14 protein-coding genes are annotated in these 16,792 nt (G+C 76.1%); 3 read left to right on the top strand and 11 right to left on the bottom strand.

Features of this window, described 5'->3' with window-relative positions; genetic code table 11:
* Positions 1-321 precede the first annotated feature (321 nt).
* On the bottom strand, positions 322-696 hold the full coding sequence (locus OG335_RS01205) for a transglycosylase SLT domain-containing protein (protein ID WP_405009057.1): 375 nt from the start codon (positions 694-696) through the stop codon (positions 322-324).
* 577 nt (positions 697-1,273) lie between these two features.
* Here OG335_RS01205 and OG335_RS01200 point away from each other — a divergent pair.
* Positions 1,274-2,542 (top strand): hypothetical protein, encoded by a 1,269-nt coding sequence (locus OG335_RS01200; RefSeq protein ID WP_405009056.1) that lies wholly within the window; start codon positions 1,274-1,276, stop codon positions 2,540-2,542.
* A 52-nt stretch (positions 2,543-2,594) separates the two neighbouring features.
* Here the strand turns inward: OG335_RS01200 and OG335_RS01195 are convergent, their stop codons facing one another.
* From OG335_RS01195 to OG335_RS01170, 6 genes are all read right to left on the bottom strand, one after another.
* Positions 2,595-4,820 carry an FtsX-like permease family protein gene (locus OG335_RS01195; protein WP_405009055.1) on the bottom strand — a complete coding sequence of 742 codons (2,226 nt, stop codon included), beginning with the start codon at positions 4,818-4,820 and terminating at the stop codon, positions 2,595-2,597.
* Entirely contained in the window at positions 4,817-5,503 is a 687-nt protein-coding gene (locus OG335_RS01190) for an ABC transporter ATP-binding protein (RefSeq protein WP_405009054.1), read from the bottom strand. Before OG335_RS01190 ends, OG335_RS01195 begins: the two co-directional genes overlap by 4 nt.
* Positions 5,500-6,024: a PadR family transcriptional regulator gene (locus tag OG335_RS01185; protein WP_405009053.1), complete on the bottom strand. Its 525-nt coding sequence runs from the start codon at positions 6,022-6,024 to the stop codon at positions 5,500-5,502. The genes OG335_RS01190 and OG335_RS01185 overlap by 4 nt, the downstream gene beginning before the upstream one ends.
* Positions 6,025-6,268: 244 nt before the next feature.
* The gene (locus OG335_RS01180; RefSeq protein ID WP_405009052.1) at positions 6,269-7,543 is read right to left on the bottom strand and encodes a PQQ-binding-like beta-propeller repeat protein; all 1,275 of its coding nucleotides are present in this window, start codon (positions 7,541-7,543) and stop codon (positions 6,269-6,271) included.
* Between the two features lie 155 nt (positions 7,544-7,698).
* Entirely contained in the window at positions 7,699-8,061 is a 363-nt protein-coding gene (locus OG335_RS01175) for a VOC family protein (RefSeq protein ID WP_405009051.1), read from the bottom strand.
* 116 nt (positions 8,062-8,177) lie between these two features.
* The gene (locus OG335_RS01170; protein WP_405009050.1) at positions 8,178-9,491 is read right to left on the bottom strand and encodes a D-alanyl-D-alanine carboxypeptidase family protein; all 1,314 of its coding nucleotides are present in this window, start codon (positions 9,489-9,491) and stop codon (positions 8,178-8,180) included.
* Positions 9,492-9,766: 275 nt separating this feature from the next.
* Here OG335_RS01170 and gndA point away from each other — a divergent pair, with 275 nt between their 5' ends.
* The gene (gndA, locus tag OG335_RS01165) at positions 9,767-11,212 is read left to right on the top strand and encodes an NADP-dependent phosphogluconate dehydrogenase (protein ID WP_405009049.1); all 1,446 of its coding nucleotides are present in this window, start codon (positions 9,767-9,769) and stop codon (positions 11,210-11,212) included.
* 84 nt (positions 11,213-11,296) lie between these two features.
* On the opposite strand, the gene OG335_RS01160 is transcribed toward gndA, so the two are convergent.
* Both OG335_RS01160 and sigK read right to left on the bottom strand, forming a co-directional pair.
* Positions 11,297-12,049 (bottom strand): anti-sigma factor domain-containing protein, encoded by a 753-nt coding sequence (locus OG335_RS01160; RefSeq protein WP_405009048.1) that lies wholly within the window; start codon positions 12,047-12,049, stop codon positions 11,297-11,299.
* Positions 12,046-12,630: an ECF RNA polymerase sigma factor SigK gene (gene sigK / locus OG335_RS01155; protein WP_405009047.1), complete on the bottom strand. Its 585-nt coding sequence runs from the start codon at positions 12,628-12,630 to the stop codon at positions 12,046-12,048. The genes OG335_RS01160 and sigK overlap by 4 nt, the downstream gene beginning before the upstream one ends.
* A gap of 470 nt (positions 12,631-13,100) precedes the next feature.
* On the opposite strand from sigK, the gene OG335_RS01150 reads away from it, so the two are divergent.
* Positions 13,101-14,201 (top strand): M20 family metallopeptidase, encoded by a 1,101-nt coding sequence (locus OG335_RS01150; RefSeq protein WP_405009046.1) that lies wholly within the window; start codon positions 13,101-13,103, stop codon positions 14,199-14,201.
* A 94-nt stretch (positions 14,202-14,295) separates the two neighbouring features.
* On the opposite strand, the gene OG335_RS01145 is transcribed toward OG335_RS01150, so the two are convergent.
* Complete coding sequence (locus OG335_RS01145; protein ID WP_405009045.1) at positions 14,296-15,261, bottom strand: hypothetical protein; 966 nt, start codon at positions 15,259-15,261, stop codon at positions 14,296-14,298.
* A 136-nt stretch (positions 15,262-15,397) separates the two neighbouring features.
* Positions 15,398-16,531, bottom strand: a complete 1,134-nt coding sequence (locus OG335_RS01140; RefSeq protein ID WP_405009044.1) for an FAD-dependent oxidoreductase — start codon at positions 16,529-16,531, stop codon at positions 15,398-15,400.
* Between the last annotated feature and the right edge of the window lie 261 nt (positions 16,532-16,792).

Genomic DNA, 16,792 nt, shown 5'->3' with positions numbered 1-16,792 from the left:
GTCTTGCTGTGTACAGGGCAGGTTAACCTGAAAATATTACGGACCGTCATGTCGCCGGGTCCGTGTCGCGCGCGCCGTGCGGCGGCGACCGACCTGCCGGAAGCGGTAGTGCGGGGTGCGAGGCGGGATTCGGGTCTGCGAAACGGGCCGGGTGCGGAGACGGGTCGAGGGGGCCCGGCGGCGGTGTGTGCCTGCCGGGCCCCCTCGGGCGCCCCTGGTGGTCCCTGTCCGGCCACCGGGGCGGTGGGGGGAGTGGCTCGTGCCGGACGGGTGGTGCGGGTGGTACGGGTGGTGCGGGCGCTCGGGGGGAGCGGCCGGTTTTTAGTACCAGTGGTGGGTCTGCCAGAAGGACCAGGCGGCGTTGGGGCTGCCGTAGCGGGAGTTCATGTAGTCGTAGGCCCACTTGATCTGGGTCTTGGGGTTGGTCTTCCAGTCGGCTCCGGCGGAGGCCATCTTGGAGCCGGGCAGTGCCTGGGCGAGGCCGTAGGCGCCGGAGGAGGGGTTGGTGGCGTGGACGTTCCAGCCCGACTCGTGGCTGATGATCTGCTTGAACGAGGCGAGCTGGCCGGCGGGGACGATCTGCGCGGCGATGCTCTGCGGGGAGGCGGTCGCGGCGGTGGCGGTGGCGGGCATGAGGCCGGCGCCCAGGGCGGCGATTCCGGCGGTGCCGGCGAGAAGAGCAGCGGAAGTGCGCATACGAAGCTTGAAAGCGGGCATGAAGAGCTTGACCTCGATCAGGTTGGGCCGGTGTCCCGTCCGCCGACCTTCCCGGGCCGGACAGGGGCCGTGGGAGCGAGGGCGGGACTCGGCGATTCGCCGCACCCGGCGGGACAGGTGCCGGTACGGCTTCGACTCGGCCAAAGCTGCCAGACCACCCCGGGCCCCGCCAAGACCCCCGGCTACGACCCTCCGTCGTAGACCGGCCCCGACGGTGCGCCCGGGAATGCACTCCGCCGCCGAGGGCCCCCGCCGATGACCGGGCGCCGGTCCGTGCCGTCCGACCTGCGGGGACGTGCCGCGGCGGATGCGTGCCGCGCGGTGGCGAGCCCGCCGCCGTACTGCCCGTGCGCCGCTACTACCCACCGTCGTGGAAGGGTCGTTCGTGTGAGGACCCTCACCGGGGGCCCCGGCCCGCCCGTCACCCGGTGAACTCCTGCCACCACGCGCGGTCGCGACCGCCGACCCCGAATGCGACCGCCGCCACACCGCCGCCGGCCCGGCCGCGGCCGAAAAGCGTTGGCGCGGACGCCCGTTCCCCGGCAGGCTCCGCGCGATGAACGATGCGACGCCCGACGGACCGCACGCCCCGCACCCCGAGCCCGCCCCGGATCCCGGCCAGGCCTACGCGCCGGTCTCCACCCTCCGCGGGCTGCTGCAGCGCGGCCGCGGCCTCGGAGCCGCTGCCGCGCCCCGCGACTCCGGGGCCGCCGCGCCGGTGCACGAGATGATCCGGCAGGACTGGAGCTGGGACTCCCTCGTGGACGAGCGCCACCTCTACCTGGCCCGTCTGGTCCGCGACCTCGACCTGCCGACCGGCCCGATCGCCGATCTGCTCACCGGCGACGCGGACGCCCGCGAACAGGCCACGGGGGTGCTGGAGCTGCTCGCCCTCTCCGGTTCCCTCCCGGCCCGCGAGGCGCTGCGGACGTACATCAGGGAGGGCGAGCACTGGACGGACGTCCTCGAAGCGGTCGCGCGCCGATGGCCGGCAGCCTGGTGGGACGACCTGGCGGGCACGGCGCGGGCCCGGCTCACCGGCGAGGAACCGCTGCTCCGGTGCTCCGAGCCGTGGACCCGCTGGGGCCTGCCCGCGACAGCGCCCGCACCGCCCCCGCGGCCGCGGGTACGCGCCGTCGAGGTGGAGGCGAGCAGCCGCCGTCTCGTCGCCGTGCTCGCCGACCCGGCGGCCGACCCCGCCGCCCGGGCCGCCGCCCTGCTCAGGCTGGCCCACCGCCCGGGTCGGCCGGACCTGCTGCCGCTCGTGCCCTCGCTGGGCTCGGCGGACGGCGAGCGGCCGCTGTCGGGGCTGCCGCGCGCGGTCTCCCGGATCGGCGCCCCCGCCGTGCCCGCCGCCCGCGAGTGGGCGGCCGACGGCAGGCCCTGGCTGGCCCGGATCGGCCTCGCCGTGCTCGCCCGGCACGGCGAGCCGCGCGACCTGCCCGTCCTGGTGGCCGCCCTGGAGGCGAACTGGCGGGAGCGTGCCTGGTGCGGCCCCGAGACCCTGGCGGCGGGCCTGGCCCGGTGCGGCCCGGCCGCGGCGGAGGCCGTCCCCGTACTGCGCCGGTTCTGGCTGCGTACACCGCACTCGTACGAGCGCCCCGCCTACCTGCGGGCGCTCGCCGCGATCGACCCATCCGGGCTGGACGAGGCGCACGTCGAGTCGCTGTGGGACTGCCAGGCCGAGGCCCGCCTGCTCGGCATCGCCGAGGCCCCCGACCGGCCGGGCGTACGGGAGCAGGTCGCCGCTCTGCGCGACGACCCGATGGAGGAGCCCGAGGTGCGGGCCGCCGCCGCGCGCCGCAGCGCCGACGCCGGAGGGTGAGGACACCGCCCCTCACCCCGCCCTCCGGCTCCGCACCCCCCGGCGCGGCCCGTCACCCGTTGCGTGCCGCCTCCGGACCGGTGATCCGCCGCAGCACCGGCAGGGTGGAGGCGATGATCCCGAGCGATGCAGCCAGCGCGAGCCCGCTCAGCCCGTAGAAGGAGAGGCCCGGCAGCACGAGGTCGTAGTGCATCTGCGAGGTGAGGAACATCTGCGCCGCGAGGAATCCCGTGCCCGTCGCGACCACCGCCGCGACCAGCAGCGGCAGCGCGCTCTCCAGGGCGATCACCCGCTGCAGCAGGCCGAGCGGCGCGCCGGTCAGCCGCAGCATCGCGAACGGCCGCCGCCGGTCGGACAGCCCCGCGACCACGCCGACCGCGAGGCTGCACCCGGCGATGGGCAGGGTGGTGAGCAGCACCACGTCGGCGAGCCGCCGCCAGCCCGCCAGCTCCTGCTGCTGGGACGAGCCCCAGTCGCCGACCGTCCGGGCCTGCTGGGCGGGGAAGGCGCGGGTGAGCACGGTGCGGGTGCGTTCCATGGCGGCCGTCGACCCGTCGGTGGTCGCGTACACCATCTGGACGGGCAGCCGGGCGACGCTCTCCGGGGCGATCGCGGCGGCCGGCCACTCCGTGCCCGTCTTCGCGCGCAGGTCGAGGAACTCGTACAGCGGCACGGCCGCGACGCTCGCCCCGGCCGGGCAGTGGCCGACGACGGGGATCTGTGCGAGGTCCGAGCAGAGCACCAGCCCGGGGGCCCAGCGGCGGGCCGGGTCGGCCTCGATCCCGATCCGGTCGGGGTTGGCGTGGACGACGGCCAGGCCGCGGGCGCCGGGCACGGCCCGGAGGCCGGCGAGGACCCGCTCCGGCACCGAGTCGGCCATCGGCGGCTCGTCGAGCATCGCGCCGTGCTCCACGGCGGCGCGGGTCAGCGGATCACCCGCGAGCCCGCCGCGGTTGGTGTCGATGGTGCCGATGATGCCGATGGTGGCGCTGGTCACGAACAGTGCCAGCACGAGGCCGCTGACGGCGCGGAACCCGGCCTTCGGGTCGTCGGCGAGCCGCCGGACGGCGATCAGTGTGGCCGGCCGGCGGGTGTGCAGGGCGACGGCCCGGGCGGCGGTCATGGTCAGCCACGGCCCGGCGACCACCAGGCCCAGCATGATCAGCAGGAAGCCGGTGAGGTAGGCGGCGGTCTGCGCGTTCGTGGACTCGGGGCGGCGGCCGACGAACCAGGCCAGCTCGGCCAGGCCGGCCAGCAGCGGCCCGAGCCGCCAGGCCTGCGGGGGCCGAGGCGTCACCCGGCGGCTGACGCCGAGCGGCGAGACGACGACCCGGCGCAGGGCGAGCCGGGCGGCCACGGCGGCCGCCACCGGGACACCGACGGCGACCGCCGCGATCTGTACGGCCGTGAGGGTCAGGTCGGTGGTGAAGAAGCGCTCACCGGTGAACGGCACGGTCGCGACGACGGGCCGGAGCGCGGCGAACACGGCGAAGCCGGCCGCCGTGCCGACCGCTGCGGCGAGGGTCGACTCGACCGTGGAGATCACCGAGATCTGCCGGGGGGTCGCGCCGACCAGCCGCATCGCGGCGAACCGCTGCTCACGGGTGGCCGCGGAGAGCCGGGTGGCGGTGCCGATGAACATCACCACCGGGAAGATCAGCGCGCCGGCGACCACCGACAGGATGAGCGTCATGGCGTCACCGCGGACACCGAGACCGGGGCAGTCCTGGCAGCGGGCGGGGAGCGAGTCGGCGACGGCGGTGACCGACCGGACGTCCGGCACGGCGCGGAGCTGCTCCGGGGTGCGGCCGACGACGGCGACCAGCGAGTCCGGCGACTGCAGCGCCTCCTCTCCCAGCAGCCCGGCCATCCGGCCGGGCAGCCGGTCCGCGAGCAGGTCCGCCGGGGTGTCGCGCAGGAGGTCGGCGAGCGCCGGCGAGGCCCGGTACTCCCCGGGCGCCGGCACCTGCGACAGACCGGGCGGGACGGGCGAGGTGGGGCCCGTCGCGGCGACGTCCACCTCGACGATCGGCCGGCCGGCGTAGTAGTCCTCGTGCGCCCGCCACAGGAGAGGGGCGACGTCGGCCGTTGCGGTGTTTCCGGCCGACCCGCTGTTGAGCCACAGCAGCCGGTCGTTGGCCGCGGCGACGGCGTTGATGCCGGCGAGCGTGGAGAGCAGCAGGCCGACGCCGATCGCCACGGCCGCCGCGATGACGACGAGCCGGGCCACGGCCTCCCGTCCGCCGCTGACGGCGAGGCGCAGCGCGAACCGGATCACGAGGCGAGCCGCTCGGTGCGCAGGGAGGTCGCCCGGCCGTCGCGGACGACGGCCTCGCGGTCGGCGAAGGCCGCGACCCGCGGCTCGTGGGTGACCAGGACGACGGTGGTGCCCTCCGCGCGGGCGGCGGCGACCATCAGCTCCATCACCTGCTCGCCGGTCAGGGAGTCGAGGGCGCCCGTCGGCTCGTCCGCGAACAGCACCTGCGGGCGGGTGACGAGTCCGCGGGCGAGGGCGACGCGCTGCGCCTGGCCGCCCGACAGTTCGCCGGAACGGCGGTGCTCCAGCCCGTCGAGGCCGAGCCGGGCGAACCACGGGCGGGCCTCGGCGAGGGCGGAGGCGCGGCGGGCGCCGCCGAGCAGCAGCGGCAGGGCGACGTTCTCCTCCGCGGTCAGTTCGGGGACGAGCTGGCCGAACTGGAAGACGAAGCCGAACCGGTCGCGGCGCAGGGCACTGCGCCGGGCCTCGTCGAGGGTGTCGATCCGCAGGCCGTCGACGTGCACCTCGCCCGCGTCCGGCACGAGGATGCCGGCCAGGCAGTGCAGCAGGGTCGACTTGCCGGAGCCGCTGGGACCCATGACGGCGAGCATCTCGCCGGCGTCGACGGCGAGGTCGGCCCCGCGCAGGGCGGGCGTCTCGCCGAAGGAGAGTTCGAGGCCGCGGGCCTCGATGAGGGCGGTCATGGACGTACCTCCTGCGCGAGCGCGTCGAGACGGGCGGCGGTCAGGTCGATCCACCGCAGGTCGGCCTCCAGGTGGAAGAGGCCGTGGTCGGCGAGCAGGGCGTCGACCAGTGCGCCGTTGCGGCGCAGTTCGGTGAGTTCGCGCATGCGCTGCATGTGCGCGGCGCGCTGGGTGTCGAGGTACTGCCCGGCGTCGCGCCCGAGCATCAGGGCCAGCACGACCTTGGTGAACAGCACGGTCTGCAGGTGCGGTTCGGCCGCGACGGGCTCGGTGAGCCAGGTCTCGAACTCCGTCACCCCGGCGTCGGTGATGACGTACCGCTTGCGCTCGGGCCCGTCGCCGGGCTCCGCGTCCGCGGCGACGACCTTGCCGTCGCGGGCGAGGCGTCCGAGCGTCGCGTAGACCTGGCCGTACGGCAGCGGTTTGCCCCGGCCGAAGAGGGCGTCGTAGTCGCGCTTGAGGTCGTAGCCGTGGCTGGGCTCGCGCTCCAGCAGGCCGAGAAGCGTCAGGGGAACACTCATGGGGCGACCGTACACCACGTGTATACACTCGGTGTATACATCGCGGGAATGCGCCCGAACCGGGCCCTGCGGACAGCGCGCCCCCGACCGGAGGGAAGCGCCCCGGCAGCCGTCACCGCTCCCGGGCGACGCGCGGCCGGGCAGGCGGCCGGACAGACAGGCGGGCAGGCAGGTGGATGGACGGGCAGGCGGGCAGGCCGGCAGGTGGACGGACAGGCAGACAGGCGGGCAGGTGGACGGGCCGTCAGACCCGCAGGGCGTGCAGGACGCTGTCGTGCCCGGCGTACACCTGACGGCCGTCCGTGTCGAGCTGCCAGTAGCCGGCCCCGGGGGCGTAGTCCTGGAAGGTCCACCGGAGTTCGCCGGTGGCGGCGTCGAGCGCGGCGATGCCGCCCGTCCGCGGGCCGGGCACGAACAGCGTGCCGCCGGCGAGGACGGGCCGGCAGCGGGCGTCCGGACGGAAGGGCAGCCGGCACGACCACACCTCGCCGCCGTCGCCGACCGCGTGACGGGTCACCACCCCGTCGTCCCGGGGCACGAACAGCGCCCCGCCCGCCGCCAGCGGCCGAAGACGCCGCCATGCCGCGTCGGCCGGCGGCAGCGACCACGCCGGCCCGCCGTCGGCGAGGCGCACCGCCCGCAGACCGGAGCCGCGCTGCGCGACGTACACCCGGGTCGCGTCGGTCTCCGTCCAGCGCAGTGCCTGGTCGGCGGCGACCAGCCACCGGCGCGAGCCGTCCGCGGTGTCCAGGGCGACCAGTTCGTCGCGGCTGCTCCGCGCCAGCAGCAGGCCGCCGGTGGCCGGCCGCAGGTCGAGCAGCTGCCCGCCGCCCTCGCCGGCCGGGCGCACCCAGCCGGCCGCGCCCGGGCCGGTGCCGAGCCCGAACACCAGCGGCGCCGCGGGGCCGCCGGCCGCCGCCCGGCCGTACGCGGTGCCCTCCGCCCAGCCGTCCAGGGCGAACGCGGCCGAGCGGCCCAGCAGCCCGGTCGCGGCGGCCTCGCGGTCGCGCACGCCGTCGGTGAGGCGGTAGCCGTGGACGGTCGTCGCCGTCGTGGAGTACACCCGGCCGCCGCCCACGACCAGCCGGTCGGGGTCCGGTGTCCCGCCGGTCGGCCCGGGCGCGGGGCGGCGGCCTTCGGGGAGGCGGAGCGTGTGCCGGACGGAGCCGGTCGCCGGATCGAGCAGCAGCAGCGCCGCAGCGGTGACGTAGGCGGCACTCGGCAGGGTGCCGACCAGCCGCTCGGGGGTCCGTGGTCCGGGGCCGTCGATGCTCCACACCGGCGCGGGGCCGGAGAAGAGGCGCGGCTCGCGCGGCGGTCGGCCGTCACGGGTGAGCCGCCAGGCCGCCGCGCCGCCGAGAAGGGCCGCGCCGGCGCCGAGCAGCACCCGCCGCCGGCCCGGGGCCGCGGGTGGCTCGTGGAGCTCCTCGCCGGCCGGCACCGCGGAGGCCGGCCACGTGTCGCCGGGCGCCGGGTCGAGTGCTGTGCCGCCCGCCGGGCCGCCGGACCATTCGGACACGGACGCCCCCTCCCCGTGCGGCCCCGGCCGGGCCGTCCCCGCCGGGAGGATAGCCGCAGCACCCGGGCCGGGGACCCGCCGGGGGAGGGGTTGCCGGGCCGCGGCCGGGCCGGGCTGGGCCGAGGAAGCGGTGGCGGGGCCCGGCGCCGGAGGGCTCAGGGCCGTCCGGCGTCGCCCTTGCGCTCGACCAGCTCGTAGAGCTCGCCGTCGGGCGCCCGGAAGTGCAGGTAGCGGTCACGCGCGTTCTCGCCGACCGGACCCGTCTCGACGCCGGCCTCCCGCAGGGCCCGCCCGGCGGCGTCGAGATCGTCCACCAGGAAGCCGACCGACCGTGCCGTGTCACCCATCCCGCCCGGGGACGCCACCGCGAACACGGACCCGTCGGGCAGGTCGAACAGGTCGGCCTCGACCCCCTCCACCCTGCTGACGGGCAGGGCCAGCGTGTTGCGGAGGAACCGGGCCATCTCAGGGCGGTGCGGTGTCGAGGAACCGGCGAAGGTCAGTCCGAGGATGCGCATGCCGCCCATGCTGCCGCAGTGCCGGAGCCGGCGTCCCGCCGGGTGCAGGAGCGGGCGGGCGCAGGCTCGTGCGCCGGGGCGGAGGCGGCGGGGCCCGGACACCGTACCGGCCGGGGTCAGCGCGCCCGCCGCCGTCGGCGGGCCGTCCCGACCATCCTGCGGACGGCCCGCCGCACCGGCCGCCTCGCCGGGCCGGCCACCGTGCGGGGCCGGAGCGCGACCGCCCCGCCCGCCCCGCCCGCTGTCGGACCTGCCGGACCTGTCGGACCTGCCGGACCTGCCGAGGGGCGGCGGCCGCCCCGGCCCGTGACCGCCGCTGCGCCCGCGAGCACCACCGCGGTTCCCGCCGCGGCGCCCGCCGCCCACCAGGCCGCGCCGATCCCGTCGTCACCGGCGGGCAGCGGGGTGGCCCGGGGGAGTTCGTCCGGCGCCGCGGCGGCGGGCTGCGCGCCGTCCGGTGCCAGCACGCCGACCGGCCGGACCCGGCCGGCCGCGGCGAAGCCCCAGTCGAGCAACAGAGCGGCCTCGTCGTAGACCGTGCCGGAGGATTCCGGGTGCATCACCGTGACGAGCAGCGTGCGGCCGTCGCGGACGGCCGCGCCGGTGAAGGTCGCGCCCGCGTTGGTGGTGTAGCCGTTCTTCACGCCGATCAGGCCGGGGTAACTGCCCAGCAGCCGGTCGGTGTTGGCGATCGCGTAGCTGCTGCGCACCCCGGTGGCGAGGTCGACCGCGCCGGGGAACTCCGCGGTGCGCGTGGCGCAGTAGCCGCGGAAGTCCGGGTCGCGCAGCCCGGCGCGGGCGAACAGCGTCAGGTCGTACGCCGAGGAGACCTGGCCGTCCTCGTCGTAGCCGTCCGGCGTGACCACGTGGGTGTCGAGGGCCTGCAGCGCCTCCGCGCGGGCCTGCATCTGCGTGACGGTCCGGGCTATGCCCCCGTTCATCCGGGCGAGGACGTGGACGGCGTCGTTGCCGGAGCTGAGGAACACCCCGCGCCACAGGTCCTGGACCCGGTAGCCCAGACCCTCCTTGACCCCGACGAGGCTGCTGCCCTCGCCGATGCCGGCGAGGTCGGCCGTGGTGACCTGGTGCACCAGCGACCGGTCGAACTTCGGCAGCAGCGTGTCGGCGAAGAGCATCTTCAGGGTGCTGGCGGGCGGCAGCGGCAGATGCGCGTTCTGCGCGGCGAGCACGTCGCCCGTGGTGGCGTCGGCCACCAGCCAGGCCAGCGCGGTGAGTTCGGACGGCAGGGCCGGAGCGCCCACCAGCGGGTCGGCCTGGACGCCGGAGCGTCCCAGCCGAGGGCCGCCGACGGGGGAGACCGCGCCCTGCGGGCGGCCCGTGGCGGCGGCGGGGACGGCGGGGGCGAGCAGCGGCCCCACACCTATCGCGGCGGCCGACACCAGGCATATGAGGTGACATGACAAGCGCACGCTGCGACCGTACCCACGGCCTCCTCCGGCCCGCCCCCGTACTGCGCCGTCCGGGAACGCCGCCCCGCGGACGGGAGCGACCCGCCCCGGCGGGAGCGGGTTCCTCGACGCCCGCCGGGCCGGATGCCGTCCGTATCGCGGCCGTATCGCGGCCGTATCGCGGCCGTATCGCCGCCGGGTGCGGTCCGGGTGCGGTCCGGATGCGGGCCGGCGGGGATCGCGGGAGGGTGGTGTCGGTGTGTGTCCACCCGTCGAGTCCCCTGGAGTTCACCGTCATGACTGCGCGGCCCCTGGCTCAGATCGGCGTCACCGGATTGGCCGTCATGGGCCGCAACCTGGCGCGCAACTTCGCGAGACACGGTTACCGCGTCGCGGTGCACAACCGGACCGCGTCGCGCACCTCCGCACTCGTCGAGGAGTTCGGCGCGGAGGGCGCGTTCGTCCCGGCCGGGTCGGTGGAGGAGTTCGTGGCGGCACTCGAACGGCCCCGCCGCCTCGTGATCATGGTCAAGGCGGGTGCGCCCACCGACGCGGTCATCGAGGAGCTGGTGCCCCTCCTCGACGAGGGCGACATCGTCGTGGACGGCGGCAACGCGCACTTCCTCGACACCCGCCGCCGCGAACAGGCCCTGCGCGAACGCGGACTGCACTTCGTCGGCGCCGGCATCTCCGGCGGCGAACAGGGCGCCCTCGAAGGTCCCAGCATCATGCCCGGCGGCACCGACGAGGCGTACCGGGTGCTGGGCCCGCTGCTGGAGGACATCGCGGCCGAGGTCGACGGCGAGCCCTGCTGCACCCACGTCGGGCCGGACGGCGCCGGACACTTCGTGAAGATGGTGCACAACGGCATCGAGTACGCCGACATGCAGCTCATCGCGGAGGCCTACGACCTGCTGCGGCACGCCGGGGGACGGCAGCCCCGCGAGATCGCGGACATCTTCCGGGAGTGGAACGGCGGCCGGCTGGAGTCGTACCTCGTCGGGATCACCGCGGAGATCCTCGCGCACACCGACGAGGCGACCGGCGAGCCCTTCGTCGACGTCGTGCTCGACCGGGCCGAGCAGAAGGGCACCGGGCGGTGGACGGTGCAGACCGCACTCGAACTCGGCGTGCCGGTGAGCGGCATCGCCGAGGCGGTGTTCGCCCGGTCCCTCTCCGGGCACGCCGGACTCCGCGCCGCCGCCGCCGACCTGCCCGGCCCCACGGAGACCTGGCTCGACAGCGCCGCCGCCGACCGGTTCGCCGAGGACGTCGAGCAGGCGCTGTACGCGTCGAAGATCGTCGCGTACGCGCAGGGGTTCCAGCAGATCCAGGCGGGCAGCGAGGAGTACGGCTGGGGCGTCGACCCCGGCGCCATGGCCACGATCTGGCGGGGCGGCTGCATCATCCGGGCCCGCTTCCTCGACCGGATCAGGGCGGCGTACGAGGGCGGCGGCGACCTGCCCACCCTGCTGACCGACGACCACTTCCGCACGGCGCTCGACGGCGCCCAGTCGGCGTGGCGCCGGGTGGTGTCCACCGCCGCCCAGCTGGGCGTGCCCACCCCGGGCTTCTCCACCGCCCTCGGGTACTACGACGGCCTGCGGGCCCGGCGCCTGCCCGCGGCGCTCGTGCAGGGGCAGCGCGACTTCTTCGGCGCCCACACCTACCGGCGCACCGACCGGGAGGGCACCTTCCACACCCGCTGGGAGCTCGACGGCCGGCCCGAGGAGGAACGCTGACCGGCGGCCGCCCCGGCCCGTCCTGCCCGGCCCGTGTCGGCCCGTGTCGGCCCGTGTCGGCCCTGGCCGGGCGGACGGCCGCCGTCAGCTCACCGGCACCAGCAGCACCGGGTCGCTCGTCGGCTGCGGGGAGCCGCCGGCCGGTTCGAGGGTGACACCGATGCCGGTGGCCTGACCGAGCGGGCCGTCCAGCAGCCGGGCGCCCTGGGCCGACGCCATCAGCCCCGCCGGGCGGAAGTCGCCGCCGTCGGCGAACCACAGCTCGTACGTCGTGCCCGACGGCAGCGCCGGCAGGCCGGTCGTGAGGAAACCCGCCCGGTTGCGGCTCTCCGACCAGACGGCGGTGCCGGTGCCCTCGCCGTCGGCGGCCGTCGTGGTCGCCGTCCGGGCGTCCGGGGCCGTCAGCAGGGCGCTGAACCGGTCGAGCTCGGTGTGCAGGCGGCCGGCCTCCGCCCGGCTCTGCCGGGCCTCGTCGTGCTGCTGGACGGCCACCCCGCCGAGCACGGCGGCCGCCGCCAGGCAGGCCGCCAGGGCGAGCCCGGTCCAGCGCCGGGGGTGCGCGAGCCTGCGCCTCGGCGTCCCGGACGGTACGGCCGCCCCGGCGGGCGGCAACTGGCGGAGGGTTCCGATCGCGGCCAGCGCGCGGTCCTCCGCGCCGGGCGGGACGGCGGACGCCTCGCAGGCGGCCAGCCGCGCCAGGGTGGCGGCGAACCCGTCCACCTCCGCCGCACACACCTCGCAGCCGGCGAGGTGCTCCTCGAAGGCCAGCCGCTCCTCCGGCCGGAGGGCGTGCGCGGCGTAGGCGCCGCTGAGCGCATGCAGGTCGGGGTCGTTCATGATCCCACCCCCAGGCAGTCGCGGAGGCGGATCAGCCCGTCGCGGATCCGGGTCTTGGTGGTGCTCAACGGCGCGTGCTGCAGTTCGGCCACCTGCTGGTACGTCAGCCCGCGGTAGTACGCCAGGGTCAGCGACTGCCGCTGCACCTCGGTCAGGGCCTTCAGGCAGTGCCGTACGCGCTCGCGCTCCAGGCTGTCCTGCACCTTCTCGGCGACCTCGTCGAAGGCCGTCGTGTGCTGGTGCGCCGCGGCCCGGGCCTCGCGCTCCGCCGAGGCCTGCGCCTGACGGACCCGGTCGACCGCACGGTGGTGCGCCATCGTCAGCACCCAGGCGACCACCTCGCCGCGCTCCGGCCGGTAGCGCGCCGCCGCCTGCCACACCTGGAGCATCACCTCCTGCGCGACCTCCTCGGACTGCGCCGGGTCGCGCAGGATCCGGCGCACCAGGCCGAACACCTGACCGGCCACCGACCGGTACACCAGCCGGTAGGCGTCGTGGTCGCCGACGGCGACCTCGGCCATCAGCTCCCGGAGGCGGTGGTCGTCCGGCCGGCGGGCCGGTGCCGGGCAGGGATCGCTCATCGCGCGGCCCTCCGCGTGCAGCCCCTGCGGACGGGCCCGGGGACGTGCCCGCGGACGGGCCCGCGGACGCGCGGTGCGTCCGGGCGGGTGCGGTGTCGGCGGGGTGCCGGTCGGCGGGGCGCGGATGCGGCGGACACGGGGGCACCTCCTGGCGGGCGGCGGGCGGCGAATGGGGGAGGACGGTTCGCGGACGGTTCGCGGACGGGGCGTCGGGAGGGCCCCGTACAGGTAGTTCGAAGCCAGGCCCGCCCTGGACGGGACCGGGCGCCGCAGCCGCTCGCGGGACCTCCCGATCATCGCCGTTCGTCCGCGACCCCGCCCGTCGTGTCGGTCGTGCAGCGGACCGGGTGCGCGGCCGCGCCGCACTCCGCCGGGGCTGCTCCCCGGAGTGCGGCGACGGGCACTCCCCGCCACCGCCCGGTGCGGGGGCGGTCCCGCCGGAGCCCCGGGGTGCGGGCTACCCTCGCACCATGCCGATGCCCAGGACCGCGCCGTTGAGCGTTGACGCGATGATCGAAGACCTCAAGGCGCTCGTCGAGGTCGAGTCCCCGTCGCGTGACGCCGACGCCCTCACGGCATCGGCCAAGGTCGTCGCCGAGGTCGTCGAGAGCCGCCTCGGCGGTCGGGCCGTCCTCGTCGGGAGCGAGGCCGGGCCGCACGTCCACTGGTCGGGTGGCGGCGAGCCCAAGGTGCTCGTCCTCGGCCACCACGACACGGTCTTCCCGCTCGGCACCCTCGAACGCCGTCCGTTCGCGGTCGAGGACGGGCGTGCCACCGGCCCCGGCGTCTTCGACATGCTCGGCGGTCTGGTGCAGGCCGTGCACGGCCTCGCGACGCTCGACGACCGGACGGGCGTGGAGATCCTGGTCACCGCCGACGAGGAGGTCGGCTCCCGCACCTCCCGGGCCCTGCTGGAGGAGCGGGCCCTCGCCTGCGGCGCCGTCCTCGTCCTCGAAGGTGCCGCCGACGGGGGCGCCCTCAAGACCGGCCGCAAGGGCTGCGGAACGTTCCAGGTGACCGTCACCGGGCGGGCGTCGCACGCGGGCCTCGAGCCGGCGGCCGGCATCAACGCCCTGATCGAGGCGGCCCACCAGGTGCTGGACATCGCCGCGCTCGGCCGGCCCGACATCGGCACGACCGTCACCCCGACCGTCGCGTCCGCGGGCACGCTGGACAACGTCGTCCCCGCGGAGGCGACCGTCGTCGTCGACGTCCGGGTCGAGTCGGCGAGCGAGAAGGCGCGGGTCGAAGCGGCGTTCGCGGCGCTGGCCCCGCACCTCGACGGGGCGGAGATCGCCGTCCGGGGCGCCGTCGGCCGGCCCCCGATGCCCGAGTCGGCGTCCGCCGGGCTCCTCGCGGTGGCACGGCAGCTGCTGCCCGGCCTCGAAGGCGTCGCAGTCGGCGGTGGGAGCGACGGCAACTTCACGGCCGCCCTGGGCGTGCCGACCCTCGACGGCCTCGGAGCGGTCGGCGGCGGCGCCCACGCCGACCACGAGTACCTGGTGGTCGACGCCATGGCCGAGCGGGCGAACCTCGTCGCCGGACTCGTCCGGGCGATCCAGAACGCGTAGACCGACCGGCGGGGTCCACCGGGGCGCCGCGGTCGCCTGGCAGACGGGCAGGCGGGCAGGCGGGCGCGCGTGGCGGAGGGGGCCGGGAGCGGGCTCAGCCGTGGAGGAAGGCGGAGACCTCGGCGAACGGTGCGGCCGTGCCGGGCGTGAAGCGCCTGGTCTCGCCCCGGAAGGAGCGGGCTTCGAGCCAGCTCTGCGCTGCCGCGGCCGGGAGTACGTCCAGGAGCATCCGGAGGTCCGCGGATCCGAAGACCTTGAAGGTCGGCGTCCGCCGGTAGAAGGACGGCTGGACGTCGAACCTGAGGTCGACGACCGGGTGCGGCTGCCGGCTCCAGCCGCTGTGGGGCAGTGCACCGTGGCCGTGGATCCGTGCGTCGACGAGGACCTCCGGATCCGCGTCGCCGATCTCGCAGTCGAAGATCGGGAAGGCTGTCGCGACGCGCGCCGCGACGGCCGGATACGCGACGCAGGACCGCCCGAGCGCCGGCGAGCAGAACAGGGCGTGCCCGAAGGGGCCCACCGGCTCCGGCAGCGGCACCTTGTGGTGGGACCGCCCGTCGAAGGGCAGGTCGCGCCGGTCGGCGAGGAAGGCCAGGAACGACGACACGGCGGCGGGGTCGTGGCACTGTTCCCGCACCGTGAAGCGAACGGCGCCGCGTCCCTCGTCCCGCAGCACGAAGTACTCGTGGAACCCCCTCGGGTGATCCGGGGCATGGCTGCGGTGGTACGTCTCGTCGAAGCCGTCGACCGGGAGGTAGGCGGGGACGGGCGCATGCGGCCGTGCACCCGCCCTGATCACGTCGAGGACGGGCGTCTGCCGGTCGAGTTCGGCCGGGTCGGCCGGGCGGTCGACCTCGACGAAGCCCTTCCGGAGCCATGCGTCGACCTTGCGGGAAGCGTGGCGGCGGGCATGCCGTTCGTCGTCCAGCGTCGACGTGCTCCCCTTGCCGCCGGTGGTCGCCGCACCCCAGCGGAGGAAGCAGCGGATCCCCTCCTGGCGTATCTCCCGGTACCCGGACCCGGGCCCATGGGGGAGTTCGAATCGCCGCCAGCCCGTCACCGGTTCCTCCAGCGCATGTGGACGGGGACCGGCGCCGTGCGGTCCGGGCCGTCCTCCGGCCGCCACGGTATCCGGTGACGGAGAGGGTGGTCCCCGCAGGTGGCGGCACGGGCGGGTCGACTCCGGGACCCGTGGATCACGGGGCCTGCTGCTCCCCGGTGAACATGGCGACCAGGCTGTGGGGCGCGTCGGCGCCGAACATGCGCGCGTGGAGGCCGACGGCCTCGACGGCTTCCGCGGCGCTGCGGGGGAACAGGTCCTGCTCGTACGCGGCGAGCGCGGCCTCGACGTCGTCGGGGTGCGCGGCGATGGCCCTGGCGAGTTCGGCGCCGTCGTACATGGCCAGGTTGGCGCCCTCGCCGGACGGGATCATGAGGTGGGCGGCGTCGCCGAGCAGGGTCACCCCCGGCACCCGGTCCCACCGGTGGTCGGTCGGCAGGGTGTGGAGGGGGCGCAGGACCGGTGGCGTCCCGCCGTCGGTGATCAGCGCGGTGAGCTCCGGCGCCCAGCCGTCGAACTCCCGGGCGATCCGTGCGCAGGCCGCGGCAGGATCGGCGAAGTCGATACCGGCGAACCAGTCCTGCGGCCTGGAGAGCGCCACGTAGGTGTGGAGGGTGCCGCCGCTCTCCCGGTGGGCCTGGATGCCCTTCCCCGGCGCGAGCACGAACAGCGACCCGCCGCCGACCGCCTTCGCGCTGGCCGGGTGGCGGGTGTCGCCGTCGAGGAGGTAGGTCTCGACGTACGAGGTGCCGACGTACTCGGGCACGGCGTCGGAGAGCAGCGGGCGGACCTTCGACCAGGCGCCGTCGGCGCCGACGAGGAGGTCGGTGGTCACGGTCGTGCCGTCGGCGAACGCCAGCGCGTGCCGGCCGTCGCCGAGGGACCGGACGCCGGTGACCTTGTGGCCCCACCGGACGGTGCCGGCCGGGAGCGAGTCGAGCAGGATCCGGCGCAGGTCTCCGCGGAGCACCTCGGGACGCCCGCCCGTGCCGTCGTCGGGCTCGTCGTAGAGCGCCGCGCCGTGCCGGTCGAGCACGCGCAGCGCCTCGCCGCCCTCGTGGATGATCGCGCGGAACTCCTCCGTGAGACCGGCGGCTTCGAGCGCGAGCTGCCCGTTGTGCTCGTGGATGTCGAGCTGTCCGCCCTGCGTACGGGCCTCCGCCGAGGCGTCCGCCTCGTAGACCGTCGCGGGGATGCCGTGGACGTGCAGGACGCGGGCGAGGGTGAGGCCGCCGAGGCCGGCGCCGATGATCGTGACGGGAGTGCGCATCGTGGTTCCTTCGGGGCTGGGGCGTCCGGTGGGTTCCGGCCGGACTGCTATGGAATGTCGTTCCAGTTCCATGGTGGAACAGGATTCCATTCATGTCAAAGAGGCAGCACGACGCCGCGGACCCCAGGTCGCAGCCGCAGCCGCGTGCGGAGGCGCTCTCCGGGAGCGCGTCGTCGCCGCCGTCGCGGGGCGGGCCCTCGTCGGACCGCGGATCGAACCGCGGATCGGACCGCGGACAGCTACGTCGTGTCCGTCGTGGAC

Source organism: Kitasatospora sp. NBC_01539, from assembly GCF_045040525.1.
Taxonomy (GTDB): Bacteria; Actinomycetota; Actinomycetes; order Streptomycetales; family Streptomycetaceae; genus Kitasatospora.
The sequence above is the reverse complement of the archived record's forward strand: the minus strand, read 5'-3'. Positions and strand labels throughout refer to the sequence as shown.